This is a genomic window from Curtobacterium sp. SP.BCp, assembly GCF_051903255.1.
Classification (GTDB): Bacteria; Actinomycetota; Actinomycetes; order Actinomycetales; family Microbacteriaceae; genus Curtobacterium.
This window is the reverse complement of the sequence record NZ_CP194338.1, coordinates 1,035,007-1,057,938: the sequence shown is the minus strand read 5'-3', so window position 1 is coordinate 1,057,938 and position 22,932 is coordinate 1,035,007. Positions and strand designations below refer to the sequence as shown.

Sequence of the window (22,932 nt, the reverse complement as noted above, 5' to 3'; positions counted from 1 at the left end):
TGTTGGCGCAACCCACACCTGGAGGACCGCTTGCACACCTGGCCCGGCAACCCGTACCCGCTCGGCGCGACCTACGACGGCAGCGGCACGAACTTCGCCCTGTTCAGCGAGACCGCGGACCGCGTGGAGCTCTGCCTCTTCGACGAGGACGGCACCGAGGAGTGCGTCGACCTCGTCGAGGTGGACGCCTACGTGTGGCACGCCTACCTGCCGAACATCGGGCCGGGGCAGGAGTACGGCTTCCGCGTGCACGGCCCGTACGACCCCGCGAACGGCCTGCGCGCGAACCCGAACAAGCTGCTGCTCGACCCGTACGCGAAGGCGACGAGCGGCGACATCGACTGGGACCAGGCGCTGTTCTCGTACACGTTCGGCGACCCGGACTCCACGGACGACCAGGACTCGGCGCCGCACATGATGAAGGGCGTCGTGATCAACCCGTTCTTCGACTGGCAGGGCGACCGCGCACCGCGGATCCCCTACGGCGAGACGGTGATCTACGAGGCACACGTCAAGGGGCTCACCGAGACCCACCCGGACGTGCCCGAGGAGCAGCGCGGCACGTACGCGGGCGTCGCGCACCCGGCCGTGATCGCGCACCTGCAGCGCCTCGGGGTGACCACGCTCGAACTCATGCCCGTGCACCAGTTCGTGAACGACTCGACCCTGCAGGAGAAGGGGCTGTCGAACTACTGGGGCTACAACACCATCGGGTTCTTCGCGCCGCACTCGCACTACTCGTCCTCGGGCGACCGCGGGCAGCAGGTGCAGGAGTTCAAGGCGATGGTGCGCGAACTGCACCGCGCGGGCATCGAGGTCGTCCTCGACGTGGTCTACAACCACACGGCAGAGGGCAACCACCTCGGCCCGACGCTGTCCTTCCGCGGGATCGACAACGCCGCCTACTACCGCCTCGTCGAGGACGACAAGCGGTACTACATGGACACCACGGGCACGGGCAACTCGCTCAACGTCGGGCACCCGCACTCGCTGCAGCTCATCATGGACTCCCTGCGGTACTGGGTGACGGAGATGCACGTCGACGGCTTCCGCTTCGACCTCGCGGCCGCCCTCGCGCGGGAGTTCTACGAGGTCGACCGGCTCGCGGCGTTCTTCGAACTGGTCCAGCAGGACCCGATCGTCTCGCAGGTGAAGCTCATCGCCGAGCCGTGGGACGTCGGTCCCGGCGGCTACCAGGTCGGCAACTTCCCGCCGCAGTGGTCGGAGTGGAACGGCAAGTACCGCGACACCGTCCGTGACTTCTGGCGCGGGGAGCCCTCGACGCTCGGCGAGTTCGCGTCGCGGATCTCCGGCTCGGCAGACCTCTACGAGCACGACGGCCGGACGCCCAAGGCGAGCATCAACTTCATCACCGCGCACGACGGCTTCACGCTGTACGACCTCGTCGCCTACAACGAGAAGCACAACGAGGCCAACGGCGAGGACAACAACGACGGCGAGAGCCACAACCGGTCGTGGAACTCCGGGGTCGAGGGTCCGACCGACGACCCGGAGATCACCGCGCTGCGGCTCCAGCGGCGGCGGAACTTCCTCGCGACGCTGCTGCTCAGCCAGGGCGTGCCGATGATCGCGCACGGCGACGAACTCGGGCGCACGCAGTCCGGCAACAACAACGTGTACGCACAGGACTCCGCGATCAGCTGGATCGACTGGGAGCACGCCGACGACGACCTCGTCCAGTTCACGGCCGACGTCGTGAAGCTGCGGCACGACCACCCGACCTTCCGACGGACGCGCTACTTCAACGGGCGCCCGGTCCGCCGGGGTGAGGGCGAACCGCTCCCCGACGTGGTCTGGCTGACCCCCTCCGGCGAGGCGATGGACCCGGAGGACTGGGACTCGGGCTTCGGCAAGAGCGTCGGCATGTACCTCAACGGCGACGGCATCCGTGGCCGCGACGCCCGTGGTGAACGCGTGAGCGACGTCGCGTTCATCACGTACTTCAACGCGCACGACGGCGTCGTCACGTTCACCCTGCCGCCGGAGGAGTACGCGCCCGGCTGGACGGTCCGCATCGACACGGCCGACCCTGGCGCCCGCGAAGAGGTCCTCGACGCCGGCACCGCGCTCGACGTGCCCGCACGGTCGATGATCGTCCTCCGCGAAGAGCCCGACCACGAGGTCCGGACCACCCCGGTCGACGCGACCTCCACCGAGCCGAGCACCCCGAAGAACCCGGCCGGAGCCCCCGCGCCGTCCGACGAAGGAACCCGATGAGCGCCAGGCGCGTCCCCACCTCGACCTACCGACTCCAGATCACGCCCGACTTCGACCTGTCGCGTGCGCGGGAGGTCGTCGACTACGTGCACGACCTCGGCGCGGACTGGCTGTACCTGTCGCCCGTGCTCCAGGCGGAGCCCGGTTCGCAGCACGGCTACGACGTGGTGGACCACACCCGCGTCGACGTCGAGCGTGGCGGTGACGAGGCCTTCCGTGCGCTGGCGGAGGCCGCGCACGCGGCGGGGCTCGGCGTGCTCGTCGACGTCGTCCCGAACCACGTCGGGGTCGCCACCCCGTCGGCGAACCCGTGGTGGTGGTCGCTGCTCGAGCAGGGGCAGGGCTCACCGGTCGCGTGGGCGTTCGACGTCGACTGGGAGGCCGCCGACGGTCGCATCCGGGTGCCGGTGCTCGACGACCGGCTGCTCGACGCCGTCGAACTCCGTGACGACCGGCTGTACGTCGGCGAGACCGCGTACCCGACCGCGCCGGGCACGGTGCACGCGGGCGACTCCGTCGCGGACGTGCACGCCCGGCAGCACTACGAGTTCGTGCACTGGAAGCGCGCCGACCACGAGCTGAACTACCGCCGGTTCTTCGCGGTGAACACGTTGGCGGCGATCCGGGTCGAGGAGCCGGAGGTCTTCGCCGCGTCGCACGGCGTGATCGGTGGGTGGTTCCGGGACGGCCTCGTGGACGGTCTGCGCATCGACCACCCGGACGGCCTGTACGACCCGGCCGGGTACCTCGACGACCTCGCCGGCCTGACCGGCGGCGCCTACACGCTCGTCGAGAAGATCCTCGAGCCCGGTGAGGAGCTGCCGGCGTCGTGGCCGGTCGACGGCACGACGGGCTACGACGCCCTCGGGGTGGTCGACCGCGTGTTCGTGGACCCCGCCGGGCAGGAGGCCCTGACCGCCGCGTCGGGCGCCGAACCGACCGACTGGCAGCAGCTCACGCACGACACCCGGCGCGGCATCGCCGACGGCATCCTCGGGAGCGAGGTCCGACGCCTCGCGCGGCTGCTCGCCCCGACGACCGAGGGCCTCCCCGAGGACCGCGTCGTCGACGCACTGGCCGAGGTCATCGCGTCCTTCGACGTCTACCGGACCTACCTGCCCGAGGGCGGGCACCACCTCATCGACGCGCTCGAGGGCGCTGCCGAGGCACGTCCGGACCTCGACGACGTGATCGACCGGATCGCGCCGACCCTCATCGACCCCGACTCCGCCGCTGCGGTGCGCCTGCAACAGACCTCCGGCATGGTGATGGCGAAGGGCGTCGAGGACACCGCGTTCTACCGCACCTCCCGCCTGACGAGCCTGAGCGAGGTCGGCGGCGACCCGAGCGTGTTCGCGGTGTCGGTCGCGGACTTCCACCGGGCGCAGCGTGATCGTCTCGGCAGCTGGCCTCACACGATGACGACGTTGACCACGCACGACACGAAACGGAGCGAGGACACCCGCGCCCGCATCGCCGTGCTCGCCGAGATCGCGGACGAGTGGTCGTCGACCCTCGACCGGCTGCAGTCCCTCGCCCCGCTCGAGGACGCGGTGCTCGCCGACCTGCTCTGGCAAGCGATCGTAGGAGCACGGCCGGCCAGCCGTGAGCGTCTGCACGCCTACGCCGAGAAGGCGTCGCGCGAGGCCGGCGACAGCACCACCTGGACGGAGCCGGACGAGGACTTCGAGCGTCGGATGCACGCGCTCGTCGACGCGGCGTTCGACGACCCGGCCGTGGTCGCGGTGCTCGACGCACTGGACGAGCGGATCGACCTGGCCGGCTGGTCGAACGGCCTCGGCGCCAAGCTCGTGCAGCTCACCGCACCGGGGGTCCCGGACGTCTACCAGGGCACGGAGACGTGGGACCGCTCCCTCGTCGACCCCGACAACCGTCGACCCGTCGACTACGCCGAGCGCCGCCACACGCTCGCGACCCTCGACGGGCCGGAGGAGTCCGGGCCCGAGCAGCTGCCAGCGATCGGGCTCGACGGTGCCGCGAAGGTGCTCGTCACGAGCCGCGCACTCCGGCTCCGCCGCGACCACCCGGAGCTGTTCACCCGGTACCTCGGTCTCGAGGCCAGTGGCGTCGCCGCCGACCACGTGCTCGCGTTCGACCGCGGCGGCGCCGTCACCATCGCGACGCGCCTGCCGATCGGCCTCGAGCGCGTCGGTGGCTGGGGTGACACCCTGGTGCACGCGGCCCCCGTGGAGCGCGTGGACCTGCTGACCGGGAGGCGCGTGCCGGCTTCCCGGGGCATCCCCCTGGCCGAGGTGCTCGCCGACCTCCCCGTCGCCCTCCTCGTGCCCGCGGCCGTCGCCGACGGCACGGAGCGCGAGTCCGCGGGCGCCGACACCACGGCAGACACCGCGTCCGGCTCCCGGGCCACGACCGGCTCCACCACCACGTCCGGCGGCACGAGCCCCGACGAACCCGAGTCCGAGGCGCAGGCCGAGGTCGACATCCTGGAAGGCCACGCATGACCGTCCCCGCCCGCTACGCCGTCTGGGCGCCGGAGCCCGACCGGGTCCGGCTCGTCGTCGACGACGTCGAGTACCCACTGACCCGCGGCACCGACGACTGGTGGACCACCGACGCGGTGCTCCCCCACGTCGGTGCGCGCTACGGCTTCCGCATCGACGACGACGACGCGCTCCGCCCGGACCCCCGCAGCCGGTTCCAGCCCGAGGGGGTGCACGGCCCGTCCGAGGTCGTCGACCCCGAGCGCTTCGCCTGGACCGACGACGCCTGGACCGGTCGCCCGGCCCGCGGTGGTGTGGTCTACGAGATGCACGTCGGCACCTTCACGCCGGAGGGCACGCTCGACGCCGCGACCGCACGCCTCGAGCACCTCGTCGAACTCGGGGTGTCGTTCGTCGAGGTCCTCCCCGTCAACGGCTTCAACGGCGAGTGGAACTGGGGCTACGACGGCGTCGCCTGGTACGCGGTGCAGCACTCCTACGGCGGGCCGGACGCGTACGACCGCTTCGTCGACCGGGCGCACGCGCTCGGCCTCGGCGTCATCCAGGACGTCGTCTACAACCACCTCGGGCCGAGCGGCAACTACCTGCCGCTGTTCGGGCCGTACCTGCTCCAAGGGCTCGGCAACACGTGGGGCGACTCCGTCAACGTGGAGCACCCCGAGGTGCGGCGGTACGTGCTCGACAACGTGCGGATGTGGTTCCGTGACCACCACGTCGACGGGCTCCGGCTCGACGCCGTGCACGCCATCCGCGACACCACCCGGCCGCACGTCCTGGCCGACATGGCATCCGAGACGGACGCCTACTCGGCGTTCGTCGGTCGGCCCCTGTCGCTCATCGCGGAGTCGGACCTCAACGACCCGGTCATGTTCCGTCCGCGAGAGTCCGCCGGGTACGGGCTCGCCGGGCAGTGGTCCGACGACTTCCACCACGCCGTGCACGTCGCCCTCACCGGTGAGACGAACGGCTACTACGGCGACTTCGCTCCGCTCGGGGCGCTCGCGAAGGTGCTCGAGCACGGGTTCTTCCACGACGGCACGTGGTCGTCGTTCCGGAAGAAGCGGCACGGTCGTCCGATCGACCGCGGGACCTCGCCGACCACGGCGCTCGTGATCGCGAACCAGAACCACGACCAGATCGGCAACCGTGCCGCGGGCGACCGGCTCGCGGCGACCCTCGACGACGAGCAGCTCGTCATCGCGGCGGCCCTGACCCTGCTCGGACCGTTCACGCCGATGCTGTTCATGGGCGAGGAGTTCGCGGCCTCGACACCCTGGCAGTTCTTCACCTCGCACCCGGAGCCGGAGCTCGGCAAGGTCACCGCCGAGGGTCGCATCAAGGAGTTCGCGGAGCACGGCTGGGACGAGTCGGTCGTGCCGGACCCGCAGGACCCCGAGACCTTCCGTCGGTCGAAGCTCGACTGGTCGTCGCTCTCCGGGGAACGCGAGTCGACGATCCTCACCGCGTACCGGGTGCTCGTCGCGCTGCGTCGCACGGAGCAGGCGTTCGTGGACCACCGCTACGAGGCGAACGCCGTCCGGTTCAGCGAGGACCGACGCTGGCTCGTGCTGTCGCGCGGGCTCCTCGGCTCGGACGCCGCTCCCGCGCACGTCGTCGTGAACTTCCTCGACGACGTCGCCGAGGTGCCGGTACCGACGGCCTCCGGTGAGGAGCTCTACCGCTTCGGCGAGGCCACGGTCGAGCGCGGGTGCGTGCGCTTCACCGGTCGAGGCGTGGTCGTCGTGCGCTGACGACCCCACCACCGACGACGAGCGCCCCGTCGACCGATCCGGAGATCGGCCGCCGGGGCGGCGCTCGTCGTCGGTCCCGCCTCCTGGTCGGTCCCGCGGGGACGTCAGGCGGCGCGGCCCGACACCGCGTGGGCGTTCCGTCGGACGGAGGGCAGGGGTCGGTGGTCGCGGACGAGAGCCCGGACTTCGCGGAGGCGTCGGTCGATGCCCCACTTCGTGACCAGGGTGAGTGATTCGCGGACGATGTTGCCGCTCATCTTCGACACCCCGTGCTGCCGTTCGGTGAACGTGATCGGTGTCTCCACGACCCGCAGGCCGGCCTCGAGGGCACGCCAGCACAGGTCGACCTGGAAGCAGTACCCCTTCGACGCGATCCCGGCCAGGTCGATCCGTTCCAACGCGCTGCGGGTGAAGACCCGGAACCCGCCGGTGGCGTCGCGGACTGCGATCCCGAGCGCGAGACGGGTGTAGAGGTTGCCGCCGCGGGAGAGCGCTTCCCGGTACCAGGGCCAGTTCTCGACCTGTCCGCCCCGGACCCAGCGGGAGCCGAGGACGAGGTCGTCGGTGTCGGCGAGTTCGAGCATCCAGGGCAGGTACTCGGGGTGGTGGGAGCCGTCGGCGTCCATCTCGACGAGCTTGTCGTAGCCGTGTTCCAGCCCCCAGGCGAAGCCAGCGAGGTAGGCGCCGCCGAGGCCGTCCTTCACGGTGCGGTGCAGCACGTGCACCCGGTCGGTCTCGGTCGCGAGCTGGTCGGCGATGTCGCCGGTGCCGTCGGGTGAGTTGTCGTCCACGACCAGCACGTGCACCGACGCGTCCGTGGCCGCGAGCGTGCGCGCCACGATCGGACGGATGTTCTCCGCTTCGTCGTACGTCGGGATGATGACCAGTGACTCGTCCATGGTGGTGCTCCTTGCTCGCTGGCCAAGGTATCGGTCGCGCGGTGCGAAGGTGCCGCGACGCCACTTCGAACCCGGACAGGGTCCCTACGAACTGGCTGACCAGCGCCTGGGAGCGGACGCGACCGCACGGACGGACGGAAGGCACGGTGCGGAACCCGCACCGTGCCTCCCGTCCGTCCGCCGGGTCGTCGATCAGGCGACGCGCGAGGCGGGCGACACCGTCTTCGCGACGTCGCGCTCCGGGATGTCCCCGAGCGCCGCGTCGATCGCGGCCAGCGCGTCGGCGTCGAGCCGCACGCCGGACGCCTTGACGTTGTCGGTGACCTGCTCCGGGCGCGAGGCCCCGACGATCGCCGAGGCGACGTTCTCGTTCTGCAGGGTCCACGCGATCGCGAGCTGGGCGAGCGTGAGGCCGGCCTCGTCCGCGACGGGCTGCAGGCGCTGCACGGCCTCGAGGACCTCGTCGCGCATGAACCGCTTGATCATGTCGGCGCCGCCCTTCTCGTCGGTGGCGCGCGAGCCCTCCGGCAGCGGCTGACCCGGCTTGTACTTGCCGGTCAGCACGCCCTGCGCGATGGGCGACCAGACGATCTGCGACAGGCCGAGCTGCTTCGAGGCCGGGACGACCTCGCCCTCGATGACCCGCCACAGCATCGAGTACTGCGGCTGGTTCGAGATGAGCTGGAAGCCGAGCTCCTTCGCGAGCGCGGCGCCGGCGCGGATCTGCTCGGCGTTCCACTCGCTGACGCCGATGTAGAGCGCCTTGCCCTGCCGGACCACGTCGGCGAAGGCCTGCATGGTCTCCTCGAGCGGCGTCTCGTGGTCGTACCGGTGCGCCTGGTAGAGGTCGACGTAGTCGGTCTGGAGGCGCTCGAGCGACCCGTCGATCGACTCGAGGATGTGCTTGCGGCTGAGGCCGGTGTCGTTGTGCCCCTTCGGCCCGGTCGGCCAGTACACCTTCGTGAAGACCTCGAGGGACTGCCGACGCTCCCCCTTGAGCGCTTCGCCCAGGACGGTCTCGGCGGCGGTGTTGGCGTAGGTGTCGGCCGTGTCGAACGTGGTGATGCCGGCGTCGAGCGCTGCCCGCACGCACTGGGACGCGACGTCGTTCTCGACCTGCGATCCGTGCGTCAGCCAGTTGCCGTAGGTGATCTCGGAGATCTTGAGTCCGGAGTTGCCCAGGTACCTGAATTCCATGGTCCCGACGCTACTGGCTCATGCGGCGGCCAGAGGGGCAGTGCCGGTACCCGTGAGCGTGATGCGACCTGTTCGGGAAGAATTGGTTGACGCTTCAACCAAACAGGTGCAGAATGGCGTACAGTTCAAGTCGATGCAGGCGCATGGAACACTCCGCGCCGCTCGGGACCGCAGACACCGTTCGAAGGACACACCATGACGCTCACCGCTTCCGCCATCCCCGGCTACCAGACCGGTACCTGGAAGATCGACCCGACGCACTCCGAGGTCACCTTCTCGGTCCGCCACCTCGCGATCAGCAAGGTCAAGGGCTCGTTCGAGCGCTTCGACGCCACGCTCGTCACCGCCGAGAACCCGCTCGACTCGACCCTCGAGGCCTCGATCGACGTCGCCAGCGTCAACACCAACCAGCAGCAGCGCGACCAGCACCTCGCGACCGGCGACTTCTTCCTCGCCGAGGAGCACCCGCAGATGACCTTCCGATCGACCGGCATCCGCGAGGACGGCGACGACATGCTCATCGACGGCGAGCTCTCGCTCCGTGGCGTCACCAAGAACGTGACCCTCAAGACCGAGTTCGGCGGCGTCACCACCGACGGCTACGGCCAGGTCAAGCTCGGCGCCGAGGCGACGACCAAGATCGACCGCACCGAGTTCGGTGTGAACTGGAACGCCGCGCTCGAGGCCGGTGGCTTCACGCTCGGCAACGACGTGACGATCAACCTCGACGTGCAGTTCGTCCTCCAGGCGGCCTGAGCACCACACACCCCGGCGACACCGGTCCGGCCGGTCGCCCGAGCCTGAGGTCCGCCTGACCCGCGCGACCTGAGGACACCGAACAGCAGTACTGCAGCACCCGCCTCGACGCCCCGACTCCTCCCCCACGGAGCCGGGGCGTCGTCGTGTCCGGAGGTCGTGTCCACAGATCGGCCGGCGGCCGCTCGTCGAGGGGGCCCGGCGCAGTAGCGTGTGGGGCACGGGAATCGCCCGACCCGAACACGGGTTCCGGTTCGTGGCGTCCACCGCCGCCGCACGACCGGCACACAGAACGACCGGCACGACGGAACGACCCGCACCTCGGAACGACCCGCACCACGGACAGGAGCACCCGCATGGCCACCGACTGGATCGCACTGCAGGCCCTCGCCGCCGCCGAGTTCGGCCGCCGCGTCGCCGCAGTCACCGACTGGGACGCCCCCACCCCCGACTCCGAGTGGACCACCCGGGACCTCGTCGCACACGTGGTCGACGAGCAGCGGTGGATCCCCCTGCTCCTGACCGGGTGCGAGTACGCCCAGGCCGAGGCCGACCTCGAACCGATCGGCGACGACCTGACCGCCGAGTGGTCGAAGCACGCCTCCCGTGCGACCGAGGCCTGGCGCGACGCCCCGGCCGACGTCCCGGTGCACCTCAGCACCGACGTCGTCCCGGCGCACGAGTACCTCGCCGAGCAGACGAGCGACATCACGATCCACACGTGGGACCTCGCGCGCGCCACGGGATCCGACGAGACGCTCCCGGACGAGCTGGTCGAGGCCGTGTGGCACCGGTTCGAGCCCAAGATCGAGGACCTCGCCGCCACCGGCCTCTACGCCCCGCCGGTCCGGGTCCCCGACGACGCACCGCTGCAGGTCCGGCTCCTCGCGGTCACAGGGCGTGATGCCAGGGTGGACGCATGACCACCGCCACCACCCGACTCGGCGCCACCGGCCTCGAGATCAGCAGCGTGATCCTCGGCATGATGTCCTACGGCGACCCGGCGAAGGGGTCGCACGAGTGGAGCGTCGGCATCGACGAGGCACGACCGTTCGTGCGCCGCGCCTTCGAGGCGGGGATCACGACGTTCGACACCGCGAACGTGTACTCCGCCGGCAGCAGCGAGGAGATCACGGGCCAGCTCCTCAAGGAGGTCGCCCCGCGCGAGGACGTCCAGGTCTTCACGAAGGTGTTCAACCGGATGCGGCCGGGTCGCAACGGCGCCGGGCTCTCCCGCGCGGCGATCATGCACGAGATCGACGCCTCACTGACCCGCCTCGGCACCGACTACGTCGACCTGTACCAGATCCATCGCTTCGACCCGCACACGCCGGTCGAGGAGACGATGGAGGCACTGCACGACGTCGTCAAGGCCGGCAAGGCGCGCTACATCGGCGCGAGCAGCATGTGGGCGTGGCAGTTCGCCGAGATGCAGCACGTCGCCGAACTGCACGGCTGGACGCGGTTCGTCGCCATGCAGGACCAGTACAACCTCCTCGAGCGCGAGGAAGAGCGCGAGATGCACCCGTTCTGCGCCCACACCGGCGTCGGCGTGATCCCGTGGAGCCCCCTCGCCCGCGGCCGGCTCACCCGCCCGTGGGACGCGCAGGGCTCCGGCTCGCGCGCCGACACCGACGAGTTCGGCAAGACCCTCTACCGGCAGGACGAGGACGCGAACCGCGCGATCGTCGAGGCGGTCGCGCAGGTCGCCGACGAGCGCGGCGTGCCGATGGCACAGGTCGCCCTCGCGTGGGTCGCGGGCCGGTCCGTGGTGAGCGCGCCGATCGTCGGTGCGACGAAGGAACACCACATCGACGACGCGGTCGCCGCGTCCGCGATGGAGCTGACCGCGGACGAGGTCGCGCGGCTCGAGCAGGCGTACACGCCCCGGGTGCCGTCCGGGTTCTGACGCTCGCACCGGACGGCCTGGAGGCTCGGGGCGGGCCCGCACCGCGCCTCCAGGCCGACGGCGGGTCGCGTCTTCACCACGTCAGGGGCGGGATCGCGGACGAGGACGCCGCAGCGGACTAGGACGCCGCAGCGGACCCAGCCGACCCCGCCGGCTCAGCCGACCCCGCCGGCTCAGCCGACTCCGCCGGCTCAGCCGACTCCGCCGGCTCAGCCGACTCCGCTGCGAGCCGCGCGATGCGCCGCCTCGCCGCCGTCTCCGTGTCCGGCCGCCCGCCGAGGACGCCGGTCATCCCGTCGATGACGAGCCCCGCTGCCCGACGCGACGGGAACTCCAGCGGCCCCACGGTCGGCACCCGGAGGTCGAGCATCTCCCGGTGCCGCGGGTCGAGCGTCGACACCGCCCCCGCGAAGAGCGCCCGGTAGCCCGGTCGGAGCAGCTTCGCGAGCGGCGGGTCCTTGATGAACCGCACGACCTCGTGGGTGCGCGCCGTCGCGACGAGTTCGCCGCGCTCGAGGTAGCCGTCCATCTGCGCCCGGAGCTCGGCTTCGGACTCCGGGGCGTCCGTCACGCCCATGAGGTGTCCGGCGGTCGCCCACTCCCGTACGTACGCGTCGGGCCCGCCGGGGATCGGCTCACCCCACGTCTGGGCACTGCGGAGGAAGGCATCCGTGAACGCCAGGTGCACCCAGCGCGCGAGGTCCGGGTCGTTCGCCGCGTACGGCCGCGACACCCCGTGTCCGTCGACGTACTCACCCCGGACCTTCTCGTGCAACCGCACGACCCAGGCGCTCGCGTGCTCCGCCGCGGCCCGGTCGCCGTGCGAGACGGTGTAGATCCACCGGATGGTGCCGGCGAGCCGCCCGAACGGGTCCTCGCGGTAGCGCGAGTGGTCGACCACACCGGCGAGCGCACCCGGGTGGAGTGCCTGGACCAGCAGCGCCCGGACGCCCGCGAGCACGGTCTGCCGGCCGCCGTGGACGCTCCACGTCGCGGACCCGGGGCCGAAGTACCCGGCGTCAGAGCCCTGCTCGAGGGCGTCGATCCACTCGGGACGGCCGGGAGAGCCGCCGGTGAAGGTGTCGTCGAGTCGGGAGCGGAAGGCGTTCGAGAGCGAGGCCATGCCCCCATGTTCCGTCCCGCCCCTGACACTCCGCCGAGGGATCGTCGCAGCGCGGCACCTCCCAGGCGCCCTGGGGCCCGGCCGCTAGGTTGGACGGCGTGAGCATCGACACGCCTCGTCCCTGGCTTGCCTCGTACGCCCCGGGGGTCCCGCACGACATCGACGAGCCGACGGGCTCCCTGTACGACCTGGTCGAGGAGTCCGCACGGCGGTTCCCGAAGCGCGTCGCCCTGGAGTTCTTCGGCCGCACGACGACCTACGCCGAACTCGAGGAGCAGGTGCTCCGCGCCGCGAACGGCCTGCGCAAGGCCGGCGTCACGGCGGGCGACCGGGTGGCGATCGTCCTGCCGAACTGCCCCCAGCACGTCGTCGCGTTCTACGCCGCCCTCCGGCTCGGCGCGATCGTCGTCGAGCACAACCCGCTGTACACCCCGCGCGAGCTCCGCCACCAGTTCGAGGACCACGGCGCGAAGGTCGCGATCGTGTGGGACAAGTCCGTCGCCACCGTGCAGGACTTCCCGGCCGACGTGGCGCTCGACACGATCGTCTCCGTCGACCTCACCCGGGCGATGCCCCGCAGCACGCGGCTGGCGCTGTCGCTGCCGGTCGCGAAGGCCCGCGAGAGCCGCGCGAAGCTCACCACGAAGGTCCGCGGCACGACGAGGTGGGACGACCTCGTCGGGAACCGGAAGCTCGCGAAGCGGCACCCGCGCCCGGCGACCGACGCGGTCGCGCTGATCCAGTACACCTCCGGGACGACGGGCACGCCGAAGGGGGCGGTGCTGACGCACGGCAACCTCATCGCCAACGCCGCACAGGCACGGGCGTGGGTCCCGCAGATCCGCCGCGGCGACAACACCGTCTACGCGGTCCTGCCGATGTTCCACGCCTACGGCCTCACGCTCTGCCTGACCTTCGCGATGAGCATGGCCTCGCGGCTCGTGCTCTTCCCGGCGTTCGACCCGGCCCTCGTGCTCAAGGCCATGCGGAAGCACCCGCCGACATTCCTCCCGGCCGTGCCCCCGATCTACGCTCGACTGCAGCACGCGGCGGACTCGGCGAAGGTCTCGCTCGAGGGCATCGAGATCGGCATCTCCGGCGCCATGCCGCTGTCGCAGGACGTCGTCGAGCCGTGGGAGGCCCGCACCGGCGGCTACCTCGTCGAGGGCTACGGGCTGTCCGAGTGCTCCCCCGTGCTCATGGCGAACCCGGTGTCACCGGAGCGCCGACTCGGCTCGATCGGCCTCCCGCTGTCGTCGACCGAGGCACGCGTCGCGGACCCGGACGACGCCACGAAGATCCTTGGGACCGGCGAGGCCGGCGAGCTCCAGGTCCGCGGCCCGCAGGTGTTCCGGGGCTACTGGGGCAAAGCGGAGGCCACGGACGAGGTCTTCACCGCCGACGGCTGGTTCCGCACCGGCGACATCGTCGCGATCGACCCCGACGGCTACGTCCGGATCGTCGACCGCCTCAAGGAACTCATCATCACCGGTGGGTTCAACGTCTCACCGTCCGAGGTCGAGGACACCCTCATGCGCCACCCCAGCGTGCGCGAGGTCGCGGTGGTGGGCATCACGCAGGGCGGCAACGAGCAGGTCGTCGCCGCGGTCGTCCCGAAGGACCCGTCGTCGTTCGACGCCGACGCGCTCCGTGCGTGGTCGCGCGAGCACCTCACCCCGTACAAGGTGCCGCGGCGCATCGTCCTGGTCGAGGACCTCCCCCGTTCCATGATCGGGAAGGTGCTGCGCCGCAAGGTGCGCGACCAGATCACCGGCGGCTCCTGACGCGACCGGCACGACGGCCGGGAGGCCCGTGGCGGCGCCGCCACGGGCCTCCCGTCCGTTTCGCGGTCACGTCCATGGCGTGCACCGTCACGTCGACGGCGCGCGCCGTCTCGTCGCGTCAGGACACGTGGACGCTCGGTCGGCGGTGCACGTCCGGCTCAGCCTCGCGCAGGACCTCGCGCGTCACCGGAGCGACGTCGCCGACGCCCGTGAACACGAAGCGCAGCGCGTTCTGGATCGGGCTGCCCTCGTTCCACTCGAAGTAGATGCTCGGCACGACGCCCGCGAGGTCACGGATCGCGAGCAACGTCGACGCGATGGTGTTCGGCACGTTGCCGGACCGGACCCGCAGGACCCGGTGGCCGTGCACGACGTGGCCCTCGACGACGAGGTCCTCCTCGAAGTCGGACGAGTCCGCGGGCAGGACCTCGAGGAACATCGTCGGGACGCGCGCCGGGATGCCCGAGTCACGGCGTTCCTCCCGCCCCTTCGACCGGTACGCCTCGGCCGTTCCCGCCCCGGGCTCGTTGGCGATGATGCAGACGGAGCTGAACTGGTCGGCGTCGGCCTCGACGAACTGCCGGGCGACGGCGTCGAGCTCGATCGACGAGGCGCGGAGCTCGAACGACCGCCGCACGCGGGACACCAGCGAGACGACCACGATCGCGATGATGAACACCGCGGCGATCCGGACGCCGTCCGGGCGTTCGATGACGTTCGCGACCGTCGTGTAGACGAAGACCACGGTGATGATCCCGAAGCCGATCGTGCGCTTCTTCTGTCCCTTGCGCCGTGCCGAGAGCGTCACCGCGACCGCCGCGCTGGTGATGAGCACGAGCACACCGGTGGCGTACGCGCCGCCCTGCGCGTCGACGTTCGCGTCGAAGAGGATCGTGATCGCGAAGGCGATGAGGGTGAAGATGACGACGAGCGGTCGGGTCGCGCGCGCCCACTGCGGCGCCATGCCGTAGCGCGGCAGGAAGCGGGGTACGAGGTTGAGCAGCCCGGCCATCGCACTCGCGCCCGCGAACCACAGGATCGCGACGGTCGAGAAGTCGTAGATCGATCCGAAGACGCCACCGAGGTACTCGTGCGCGAGGTACGCGAGCGCACGGCCGTTCGCCTGCCCGCCGGCCTGGAACTCGCGCTGCGGGATGAGGAACGTCGTGACGATCGACGAGGTTATGAGGAAGCTGCTCATGATGATCGCCGCCGTGGTGAGCAGTCGCTTCGTCCCGCGGATCCGACCCTCGGGCCGGGGCGACCCCGCGTCGGACGCGTCGCCGCGGACCTGCGGCATCACCGCGACGCCGGTCTCGAAGCCGGAGAGGCCGAGCGCGAGCTTGGGGAACACCACGAGCGCGATGCCGATCATGACCAGCGGGTTGCTGTGCTGGGCGGTCAGGCCGCTCCACCAGTCGCTCGCCACCATCGGGTTCTCGAACACGTGCGCGAGCGCCACCACGACCACGACCGCGTTGAGCGCGAGGTACACGGCGACGAGTCCGACCGCGATGCCGATGGCCTCCCGGAAGCCGCGGAGGAACACCACCCCGAGCAGGAGCAGCAGCGCGAGCGTGAGCGGCACCGGGATCTCGGTGAACCAGTGCGGCGTGAAGGGGTTCTCGGCGATGTGCGCGGTGGCGTCGGCGGCCGAGAGCGTCATCGTGATCATGAAGTCCGTGACCGCGAACCCGAGCAGCACGAGCACGAAGAGCTTGCCCGCCCACCACGGCAGGAGCTTCTCGAGCATCATGATCGACCCCGCACCCTTGAAGCTGTCCTGGGCCACCCGGCGGTACACGGGGAGCGCGCCGAACAGGGTCACGAGCACGAGGACGATCGTCGCGATGGGCGAGAGCAGCCCGGCCGCGAGCGCGGCGATGGCCGGCTGGTAGCCGAGCGTCGAGAAGTAGTCGACGCCGGTCAGGCACATCACGCGCCACCAGGAGTGGGTCTTCTCGACCTCGACCTGGTGCGGCCCCTGGTGGGAGGCGCCACGGTCGGTGCCCTCGAGCATCCAGCGCTTGAGGCGGCTTCGACGCTCGGGCAGGCGTCGGGGTTCGGTCGCGGTCACGGGATGATGCTAAGCGGTCACGGAGTCGTCCCGGTGCACCCTGTCGCGCTCCTCACTTCGCGCTGATGCGGGTGTACTTGTTCACCGCCCACGGGACGAACACGACGAGCATCACCGCGATGCCGACGAGCACGGTGACGACGGGGTGCTGCATGGTCCAGATGTCCGGCACCGGCGCCGACCCGACGTTGCCGAAGAGCTCGCGGGCGGCCTGCACGAGGGAGGACACCGGGTTCCACTCCGCGAACACCCGCAGCACGAGCGGCAGCGTGTCACTCGGCACGAACGCGTTCGAGATGAAGGTCAACGGGAAGAGGATCATGAACGAGGCGTTGTTGATCACCTCAGGCGTCTTGACGCTCATCCCGAGCAGCGCCATCACCCAGCTGAACGCGTAGCTGAACAGCAGGAGCAGCGCGATGCCGGCGAGGAACTCCAGCGGCGAGGAGTTCACCCGCCACCCGACGGCGAGCCCGGTGAGCATCATGATCACCATCGAGATGCCGTTGAGGACGAGGTCGGAGTTCGTGCGTCCGATGAGCACCGCCGAGGCCGACATGGGCAGCGTGCGGAAGCGGTCGATCAAGCCCTCCTTGAGGTCCTGTGCCATCGCCGACCCCGAGAACGTGGCGCCGAACACGACGGTCTGCGCGAAGATGCCGGCCATCAGGAACTGCGTGTAGTCCGTGCCCTTGACGTCGATCGCGCCGCCGTAGACCTGGCTGAAGAGCAGGACGAACATGATCGGTTGCAGCACGGCGAACACGAGCATGTCCGGCGACCGCTTGATCTTCGTGAGGTTCCGCTTCGTGACGGTCCAGCCGTCCTCGAACCAGACGGCGACCGGCGAGGTGATCGCGACGGGGAGCGCCCGACCCGGCGCCGAGACGGTAGCGGTCATCGCGCCGACTCCTTCTGCTTCTGCTTCTGCTTCTGCTTCGTGCGGCTCGGTCCCGTGGCGGTGTCGTCGGGTTCGTCCTCGGTCGCGGCGTGACCGGTGAGCCGGAGGAACACGTCGTCGAGGGTCGGACGGCGCATCCCGGCGTCGTGCAGGTCGATGCCCGCCTCGCCCAGGTCGGCGAGCACCCGCTGGAGCGCAGCGGGCCCGGCGTCCACCGCGATGGCGAACGTGCGGCCGTCGCCGGAGACCTCGACGTCACCCACGCCGTACCGGCGGAGCGCTGTGGTGGCGGCGTCCCCGTCCGCAGCGTCGACCAGGGTCACGACCACGCGGTGTCCGCCGACCTGTGCCTTCAGCTGGTCGGCAGTGCCCTCGGCGATGACCGTGCCGCCGTCGATCACCGCGATGTCGTCGGCGAGGCGGTCGGCTTCCTCGAGGTACTGGGTCGTCAGGAGCACCGTCGCACCGTCCGCGACCAGGCCCTCGATGATGTCCCAGAGGGCGAGTCGGCTCCGCGGGTCGAGTCCGGTGGTGGGCTCGTCGAGGAACAGCACGCGCGGGTTCATCACGAGGGCGCCGGCGAGGTCGATGCGGCGACGCATGCCGCCCGAGAAGCCCTTCACCGGCCGGTCGCCGGCCTCGGACAGGTCGAACACGTCGATCAGCTGCCGGGCTCGGTCCCGCGCGGTCCGACGGCCGAGGTGGTACAGCCGGCCGATCATCTCCAGGTTCTCGAACCCGGTCAGGTTCTCGTCGACCGCGGCGTACTGCCCGGACACCCCGATGGACCGGCGGGTCGCCTGTGGGTCCTGCACGACGTCGACACCGTCGATCGTCGCGGTGCCGCTGTCGGGGGTGATGAGCGTGGTCAGCACCTTGACCGTGGTGGTCTTGCCCGCGCCGTTCGGGCCGAGCAGGGCCTTGACGGTGCCCTGGGGGACGGCGAGGTCGAGCCCCGCCAGGGCGTGCACGGGACCCGACTTCGACCGGTAGGTCTTGGTCAGTCCGCTTGCTTCGATGATCGCCATGTCGCTCCTCGTTCGAGCATGGAGAATACCAGTGTGTCAGCGGGTGACCGGACACCTGTGGACGACCGTTGCCGGTCGTTCCGCACGCTCAGACGTCGAAGTCACCACCGAAGTCGCCACCGAAGTCGCCGCCCCAGTCGGAGCCGCCGTCGGCAGACGCTTCGTCGTACCCGCCACCAGTGTCCCCCGACCCGCCGTCATCCGCAGCGTCGGTACCGCCGTCGAACGAACCGGGATCCGGCAGGAAGGCACTCATGATCGCCGAGCCGATCACGTAGCCCGCCACCGTGCCGAGGATCGAGGCACCGACCATGCGGCCGAACGACGGCCCCTGGCGTCCGCCGAACCCACCGCCGACACCGCCGCCGCCCATCCCGCCGAGCGAGCGCTCCATGAACCCCGGCTGCCGGATCTCGGACCGCGTCGCCGCCTGGGCGAGGGAGCGCGGGTCGTCACCGCGCGGGGCCTCGCCAGCGGGGGCGCTGCGGGTGAACTCGTCGTAGACCATGCGCCGCTGCTCGGGCGTCAGGGTCGCGAAGGCCTCGGCGTGCACCTCCTCGATGCGCTCCGGCGGCGCGGTGCGGAGCAGGTAGCGGTAGCGCTCGACGGCGCGTTCGTCCTCGGCCGACCCGACCTGCGGCGCCGGTCCCCCGGCAGGAGCGCCCGCTGGTGATCCGGACCCCCACTGCGGCGCTCCGGACGGCACCTGGTACGACTGCTGCCCGTAGCGGTAGCCCTGTTGCTGCGGCTGCTGCGGCTGCTGGGGCTGCCCCCACTGGTTCTGGTCCTGCTGCGGGCGCTCGGGGCGGCCGAGCAGTCGATCGAGGAAACCCATGGTCCGTGCTCCTTCGGGAGGTCGGTGCGGTGCTGGGATGCCGAGCCTACGAGCGACCGGCGGCCGGTCCCTGTACGCCGACTCAGAGAACGCCGAGCGCCGACACCCAGACCGTGTGCAGCTCGTCGGCGGCACCGGGGTGGGCGACGAGGAACGGCTCGCCGAGCGGAGGGAACCCGTCGACGGGACCACTGCGCGTCAGCACGACGCCACCGGCCTCGTGCACGAGCAGCACCGCGGCGCCGTGGTCCACCGGGTCGAACGCGGACACGCAGCCGCCGATGCCCCGTCCGGCTGCGACCTGCGCGATCGTGAGCGTGCCCGAACCCGGCACCCGGAGCGTGCACGACCGCTCCGCGAGGGCGTCGAGGAACCTCCCGAACCCGGGCCAGGGCCGGTGCCCGTCGAGCTCGGTGCCGACGACCGCGCCGGCGAGCGGCCGCGGATCGTCGTCCAGGCGCAGGGGTCGGTCGCGCAGGACGGCCCCGCGCCCGCGTCGGGCCTCGAGGACCTCGCCGCGCCACGGGTCCGCCACGACCCCGACGACCGGCTGCCCGCCGCGGGTGAGGCAGAGCGACATCGACGTCCACGGGACGCCGTTCGCCAGGTTGGTGGTGCCGTCGACGGGGTCGAGGTACCAGCGGTGCCGGTCGCCGGGCGCGTCGCCGTACTCCTCTCCGGTGAAGCCGTGGGTCGGGAAGGCTGCTCGGACCCGTCCTCGGACGTGTTGCTCGACCAGACGGTCCACGTCCGTGACCAGGTCGGCGGCGTGAGCCTTCGTGGCGACCTGCCCGACCGGGTGCTCGCGGGTGAAGGCGACCACCTCGTGTGCGATGCGGTGCGCGAGGGCCTGTGCCCGTGAGGCGACCTCGGCCTCCGAGGGCTCGTGCGCGGCCGTCGGCCAGCCGTCCCGCTCCGCCGCCGCGAACGTCGCGTGCAGGGTCGCGAGGTCGTCGGTCGCGACGAGGTCCGCCCCCGTCCTGGCCGCCCAGAGCGCCGGCTCCGGGTCGTTGACGGTCCGCACCGCGACCCGCAGGCCGAGCCGGTGCGCGGCCGCCACGGTGCGCGGCGTGAGGAACGCGACGTCGAGGTCGAGCGTCGACGGCTCGGCACCGGTACCCGCAGCGGCACCGACGAGGTCGTCGCAGGTGGGCGGCTCGAGCGACTCCCACGCGAGCCACGTGTCCGCGTCCGGCAGGGCCGCCCGGACAGCGCGCAGGGCGTCCGGGGCCCCGCGCCAGGCCACCGACACGTCGGCGGACGACGTCGCGACCGTGTCCGCCGCGACCTCGGCGTCCTCCGCCGAACGGCACGTGACCACGAGCGCGGACCGGCAGCCGTCGAGCCGCTCCAGCACGGCGTCGAGCCGGGGGATGCGGTCGAGACCGTTGCCGAGGCGGGCGACCTCGCACCACGGCACCTCGTCGACACGGCGGGCGTCGCCCCACAGTCGTCCGAGGGTCTCGTCGTGGAGCAGGACGGCGACACCGTCGGACGTCCGGCGGACGTCGACCTCGATCGCCTCCGCGCCGAGCGCCTCCGCCACCGCGACGGCGGGCATCGTGTTCTCCCGTCGGACCCGCGGCGCGCCGCCCCGGGCGACCAGCGCCGGACGCGTCCGCGGTCGCAGGTGACCCGTCGTCGGTGCCTGGTCGAGCGTCGTCATCCCGGCATCGTGCCGCCGCCGAGCGAACCCCCGGTGACGCGTCGGTGAACGCCGATCGTCAGCGCACCCGCACCCGACCGTCAGCGCACCCGCGCCCGACCGTCAGCGCATCCGCGCCCGATCGTCAGCGCGCCGGCGCCCCGACCGAGCGCCGCTCGCGCCGGGCGACGAGCAGCCCCGCGACCAGACGCCACCCCAGCAGGAACACCGCGAGCACGATGGTCGCGACGATGACGAACGACACCGGGAGCGGGTTCCCGTCGACGACGCCCTGCCCCGTCGCGACCCGGACGGCCATCCCGATGAACACGGTCAGGACCCACACGACGACCCCGGTCGGCCAGAGGCGCAGCGGACGACCCCAGGCACCGCTCGAGACGTAGCCGATCGCCCAGCCCGCGAGGAACGGGTACGCGGTGGTCCAGAGGCCGAGCGGCGAGAACGCCTCGGCGTGCGAGGACCGACCGATCGCGGCGAAGGCGACGATGAGGACGATGTCGACGACGGCTGCGAGCCAGCCCCAGGTACGAGTCACACCGCCATTCTCCCGCGCCGCTCAGAACAGTCCGTCGCGCCGGTCCTCCTCGAGTCCGTCGAACCCGCGGAACATGTCGGACACGAGCGCCTCGATCTGCGGCTCGACCAGCCGCTCGACGGCCTCGGCGATGCGCGGCCGGTGCTCGATCAACGCCAGGCACACGGCCGTCCCGGTGGCCCTGGCGCACTCGTCGGAGAGCTCGATCTCGTGTCGGAGCGCCGCCTTCGCCTCGTCGGACAGCGGTTCGCGCGGCGTCTGCTCCCCCGCCCCGGTACCGGTCATCTCGCCGAGGGTGAACAGGAACGGCGATCCCGGCGAGGGCTCCGGGTCGACGTCGAGCCCCTGGAACTCGGGCGAGAGCCCCTCCGTCGGCTGGTAGCCCGCGTGCCGCTTGCGCGCCGCCGCGCGTTCGAGTTCGCGGTGCAGCAGCGGCAGGTTCCGCGCCGTGTAGTCGTCGACCGCGTCCTCGATGATCGTCGAGATGCGTCCGATGAGGGCGTGCTGGACCGCGTGCGGCACGTCCGGCCCGAACCCGGCCGCGCTCGCGATCGGCGACCCGGTGCACTTCCGGCAGATGCGGGTCCGCGGGCGTGCGGTGCCGATCTGCCACCGCGGCAACCACCGCAACCAGACGTCGACGGCGCTCCGCACGCGACCGTCGATGCCGTCCATCCCTCAACAGTAGGCCTGGAGGCTCGGATCACCCCCGCCATCCCGCGCGCGTGGACGAAACGGTCGGGTCGTCAGGCCTTCGGTTCCGTCACGAAGTCGATGAGCTCCTCGACACGGCCGAGCAGCTGCGGCTCGAGGTCCGCGAACGTGCGGACCCGGCCGAGGATGCGCTGCCACGCGCGCGCGATGTCGGCCTGCTCGGCATGCGGCCAGCCGAGGTGCTGGCAGATGCCCTGCTTCCACTCGACGGAGCGCGGGATCGTCGGCCACGCTTCGAGGCCGAGCCGCGCGGGCTTGACCGACTGCCAGACGTCGACGAACGGGTGCCCGACGACGAGCACGTGCGCGCCCCACTTCCCGCGCATCACGGCGTCGGCGAACCGGGACTCCTTCGAGCCCGGCACGAGGTGGTCGACGAGGACGCCCACGCGGCGCTCCCGGGTCGGCCGGAAGTCGTCCAGGACGTCCGCGAGGTTGTCCACCCCGGAGAGCTCCTCGACGACGACGCCCTCGACGCGGAGGTCGGCTCCCCAGACCTTCTCGACGAGTTCGGCGTCGTGCTTGCCCTCGACCATGATCCGCGACGGCAGCGCCACACGCGCGCGCTGCTGCTCGACCGCGAACGATCCGGACGCGGTGCGGAGGCGACCACCGTCGGACGCGTGCTGCACCGCTGGAGCCGATCCGGGCCTCCTGGCCGGTGGAGCGGCCGCGGCAGACCGCCCGGCCGCAGCGGACGCGCCACCGCCCGGTCGCCCGACCGGCGCCTGCGGACGGCCGAGCGTGACGAGCTCGCCCTCGAGCAGGAACTGCCCGGTGAAGGGGAACGACCGCGTGCGACCCTTCCAGTCCTCGAGCTCGACGTTGCCGGCCTCGAGCCGCACCACCGCGCCGGCCCAGCCGGTCGTGGGGTCCTCGAGCACCATGTCCCGCTCGAGCGGCACCTGCCGCACCTTCTTCACGCCCCGCGAGCGCCAGTCGCCCGAGAGGACGTCGTTGCCGTACCGGTCGTCGTCCACCCGCAGGAGCGTAGTGTCGATGCGGCCCAGGACGACGTCGCCGGGCCGGACACCCA

General features: G+C 71.5%; 18 protein-coding genes. 7 read left to right on the top strand and 11 right to left on the bottom strand.

The genetic code is table 11. From position 1 onward, the window contains the following. The first annotated feature begins 30 nt into the window (after positions 1 to 30). The 3 genes from glgX to treZ are packed head-to-tail and all read left to right on the top strand — an operon-like array spanning position 31 to position 6,472. Positions 31 to 2,238: a glycogen debranching protein GlgX gene (glgX, locus tag ACRQ4C_RS05250; RefSeq protein ID WP_290132429.1), complete on the top strand. Its 2,208-nt coding sequence runs from the start codon at positions 31 to 33 to the stop codon at positions 2,236 to 2,238. Further along, positions 2,235 to 4,721, top strand: a complete 2,487-nt coding sequence (gene treY / locus ACRQ4C_RS05245) for a malto-oligosyltrehalose synthase (RefSeq protein WP_439690382.1) — start codon at positions 2,235 to 2,237, stop codon at positions 4,719 to 4,721. The genes glgX and treY overlap by 4 nt, the downstream gene beginning before the upstream one ends. Next, complete coding sequence (gene treZ / locus ACRQ4C_RS05240) at positions 4,718 to 6,472, top strand: malto-oligosyltrehalose trehalohydrolase (RefSeq protein WP_439690381.1); 1,755 nt, start codon at positions 4,718 to 4,720, stop codon at positions 6,470 to 6,472. Before treY ends, treZ begins: the two co-directional genes overlap by 4 nt. A gap of 104 nt (positions 6,473 to 6,576) precedes the next feature. On the opposite strand, the gene ACRQ4C_RS05235 is transcribed toward treZ, so the two are convergent. Both ACRQ4C_RS05235 and ACRQ4C_RS05230 read right to left on the bottom strand, forming a co-directional pair. Next, the gene (locus ACRQ4C_RS05235) at positions 6,577 to 7,371 is read right to left on the bottom strand and encodes a polyprenol monophosphomannose synthase (protein WP_439690380.1); all 795 of its coding nucleotides are present in this window, start codon (positions 7,369 to 7,371) and stop codon (positions 6,577 to 6,579) included. A gap of 192 nt (positions 7,372 to 7,563) precedes the next feature. Then, the gene (locus tag ACRQ4C_RS05230) at positions 7,564 to 8,568 is read right to left on the bottom strand and encodes an aldo/keto reductase family protein (RefSeq protein WP_290132432.1); all 1,005 of its coding nucleotides are present in this window, start codon (positions 8,566 to 8,568) and stop codon (positions 7,564 to 7,566) included. 195 nt (positions 8,569 to 8,763) lie between these two features. Between ACRQ4C_RS05230 and ACRQ4C_RS05225 the strand changes: the two genes are divergently transcribed. The 3 genes from ACRQ4C_RS05225 to ACRQ4C_RS05215 all read left to right on the top strand — a co-directional run bounded on the left by ACRQ4C_RS05225 (position 8,764) and on the right by ACRQ4C_RS05215 (position 11,233). After that, on the top strand, positions 8,764 to 9,324 hold the full coding sequence (locus ACRQ4C_RS05225; RefSeq protein ID WP_058726641.1) for a YceI family protein: 561 nt from the start codon (positions 8,764 to 8,766) through the stop codon (positions 9,322 to 9,324). A 356-nt stretch (positions 9,325 to 9,680) separates the two neighbouring features. After that, positions 9,681 to 10,247 (top strand): TIGR03086 family metal-binding protein, encoded by a 567-nt coding sequence (locus tag ACRQ4C_RS05220; protein WP_290132433.1) that lies wholly within the window; start codon positions 9,681 to 9,683, stop codon positions 10,245 to 10,247. Further along, entirely contained in the window at positions 10,244 to 11,233 is a 990-nt protein-coding gene (locus ACRQ4C_RS05215) for an aldo/keto reductase (RefSeq protein ID WP_439690379.1), read from the top strand. Before ACRQ4C_RS05220 ends, ACRQ4C_RS05215 begins: the two co-directional genes overlap by 4 nt. A gap of 118 nt (positions 11,234 to 11,351) precedes the next feature. Here ACRQ4C_RS05215 and ACRQ4C_RS05210 read toward each other — a convergent pair whose 3' ends face one another. Further along, the gene (locus ACRQ4C_RS05210; RefSeq protein ID WP_439690378.1) at positions 11,352 to 12,356 is read right to left on the bottom strand and encodes an oxygenase MpaB family protein; all 1,005 of its coding nucleotides are present in this window, start codon (positions 12,354 to 12,356) and stop codon (positions 11,352 to 11,354) included. A 98-nt stretch (positions 12,357 to 12,454) separates the two neighbouring features. Between ACRQ4C_RS05210 and ACRQ4C_RS05205 the strand changes: the two genes are divergently transcribed. Further along, a complete protein-coding gene (locus tag ACRQ4C_RS05205) occupies positions 12,455 to 14,140 on the top strand; it encodes a long-chain-fatty-acid--CoA ligase (RefSeq protein WP_439690377.1) in 1,686 nt (561 codons plus the stop codon). 118 nt (positions 14,141 to 14,258) lie between these two features. Here ACRQ4C_RS05205 and ACRQ4C_RS05200 read toward each other — a convergent pair whose 3' ends face one another. The 8 genes from ACRQ4C_RS05200 to ACRQ4C_RS05165 form a co-directional block, all read right to left on the bottom strand. After that, positions 14,259 to 16,160: an amino acid transporter gene (locus ACRQ4C_RS05200; RefSeq protein WP_290134273.1), complete on the bottom strand. Its 1,902-nt coding sequence runs from the start codon at positions 16,158 to 16,160 to the stop codon at positions 14,259 to 14,261. 109 nt (positions 16,161 to 16,269) lie between these two features. Next, positions 16,270 to 17,118, bottom strand: coding sequence for an ABC transporter permease (locus ACRQ4C_RS05195; RefSeq protein WP_439690376.1), 849 nt, complete (start codon positions 17,116 to 17,118; stop codon positions 16,270 to 16,272). Next, positions 17,115 to 18,146 (bottom strand): ATP-binding cassette domain-containing protein, encoded by a 1,032-nt coding sequence (locus tag ACRQ4C_RS05190; protein ID WP_439690375.1) that lies wholly within the window; start codon positions 18,144 to 18,146, stop codon positions 17,115 to 17,117. The genes ACRQ4C_RS05195 and ACRQ4C_RS05190 overlap by 4 nt, the downstream gene beginning before the upstream one ends. A gap of 88 nt (positions 18,147 to 18,234) precedes the next feature. Next, on the bottom strand, positions 18,235 to 18,981 hold the full coding sequence (locus ACRQ4C_RS05185; RefSeq protein WP_439690374.1) for a hypothetical protein: 747 nt from the start codon (positions 18,979 to 18,981) through the stop codon (positions 18,235 to 18,237). Between the two features lie 82 nt (positions 18,982 to 19,063). Further along, the gene (locus tag ACRQ4C_RS05180) at positions 19,064 to 20,647 is read right to left on the bottom strand and encodes an inositol monophosphatase family protein (RefSeq protein WP_439690373.1); all 1,584 of its coding nucleotides are present in this window, start codon (positions 20,645 to 20,647) and stop codon (positions 19,064 to 19,066) included. Between the two features lie 124 nt (positions 20,648 to 20,771). Next, the gene (locus tag ACRQ4C_RS05175) at positions 20,772 to 21,182 is read right to left on the bottom strand and encodes a DUF3054 domain-containing protein (protein ID WP_439690372.1); all 411 of its coding nucleotides are present in this window, start codon (positions 21,180 to 21,182) and stop codon (positions 20,772 to 20,774) included. Between the two features lie 21 nt (positions 21,183 to 21,203). After that, complete coding sequence (locus ACRQ4C_RS05170; RefSeq protein ID WP_439690371.1) at positions 21,204 to 21,857, bottom strand: spermidine/putrescine ABC transporter substrate-binding protein; 654 nt, start codon at positions 21,855 to 21,857, stop codon at positions 21,204 to 21,206. Between the two features lie 71 nt (positions 21,858 to 21,928). Then, positions 21,929 to 22,876: a DUF3097 domain-containing protein gene (locus ACRQ4C_RS05165; RefSeq protein WP_439690370.1), complete on the bottom strand. Its 948-nt coding sequence runs from the start codon at positions 22,874 to 22,876 to the stop codon at positions 21,929 to 21,931. Between the last annotated feature and the right edge of the window lie 56 nt (positions 22,877 to 22,932).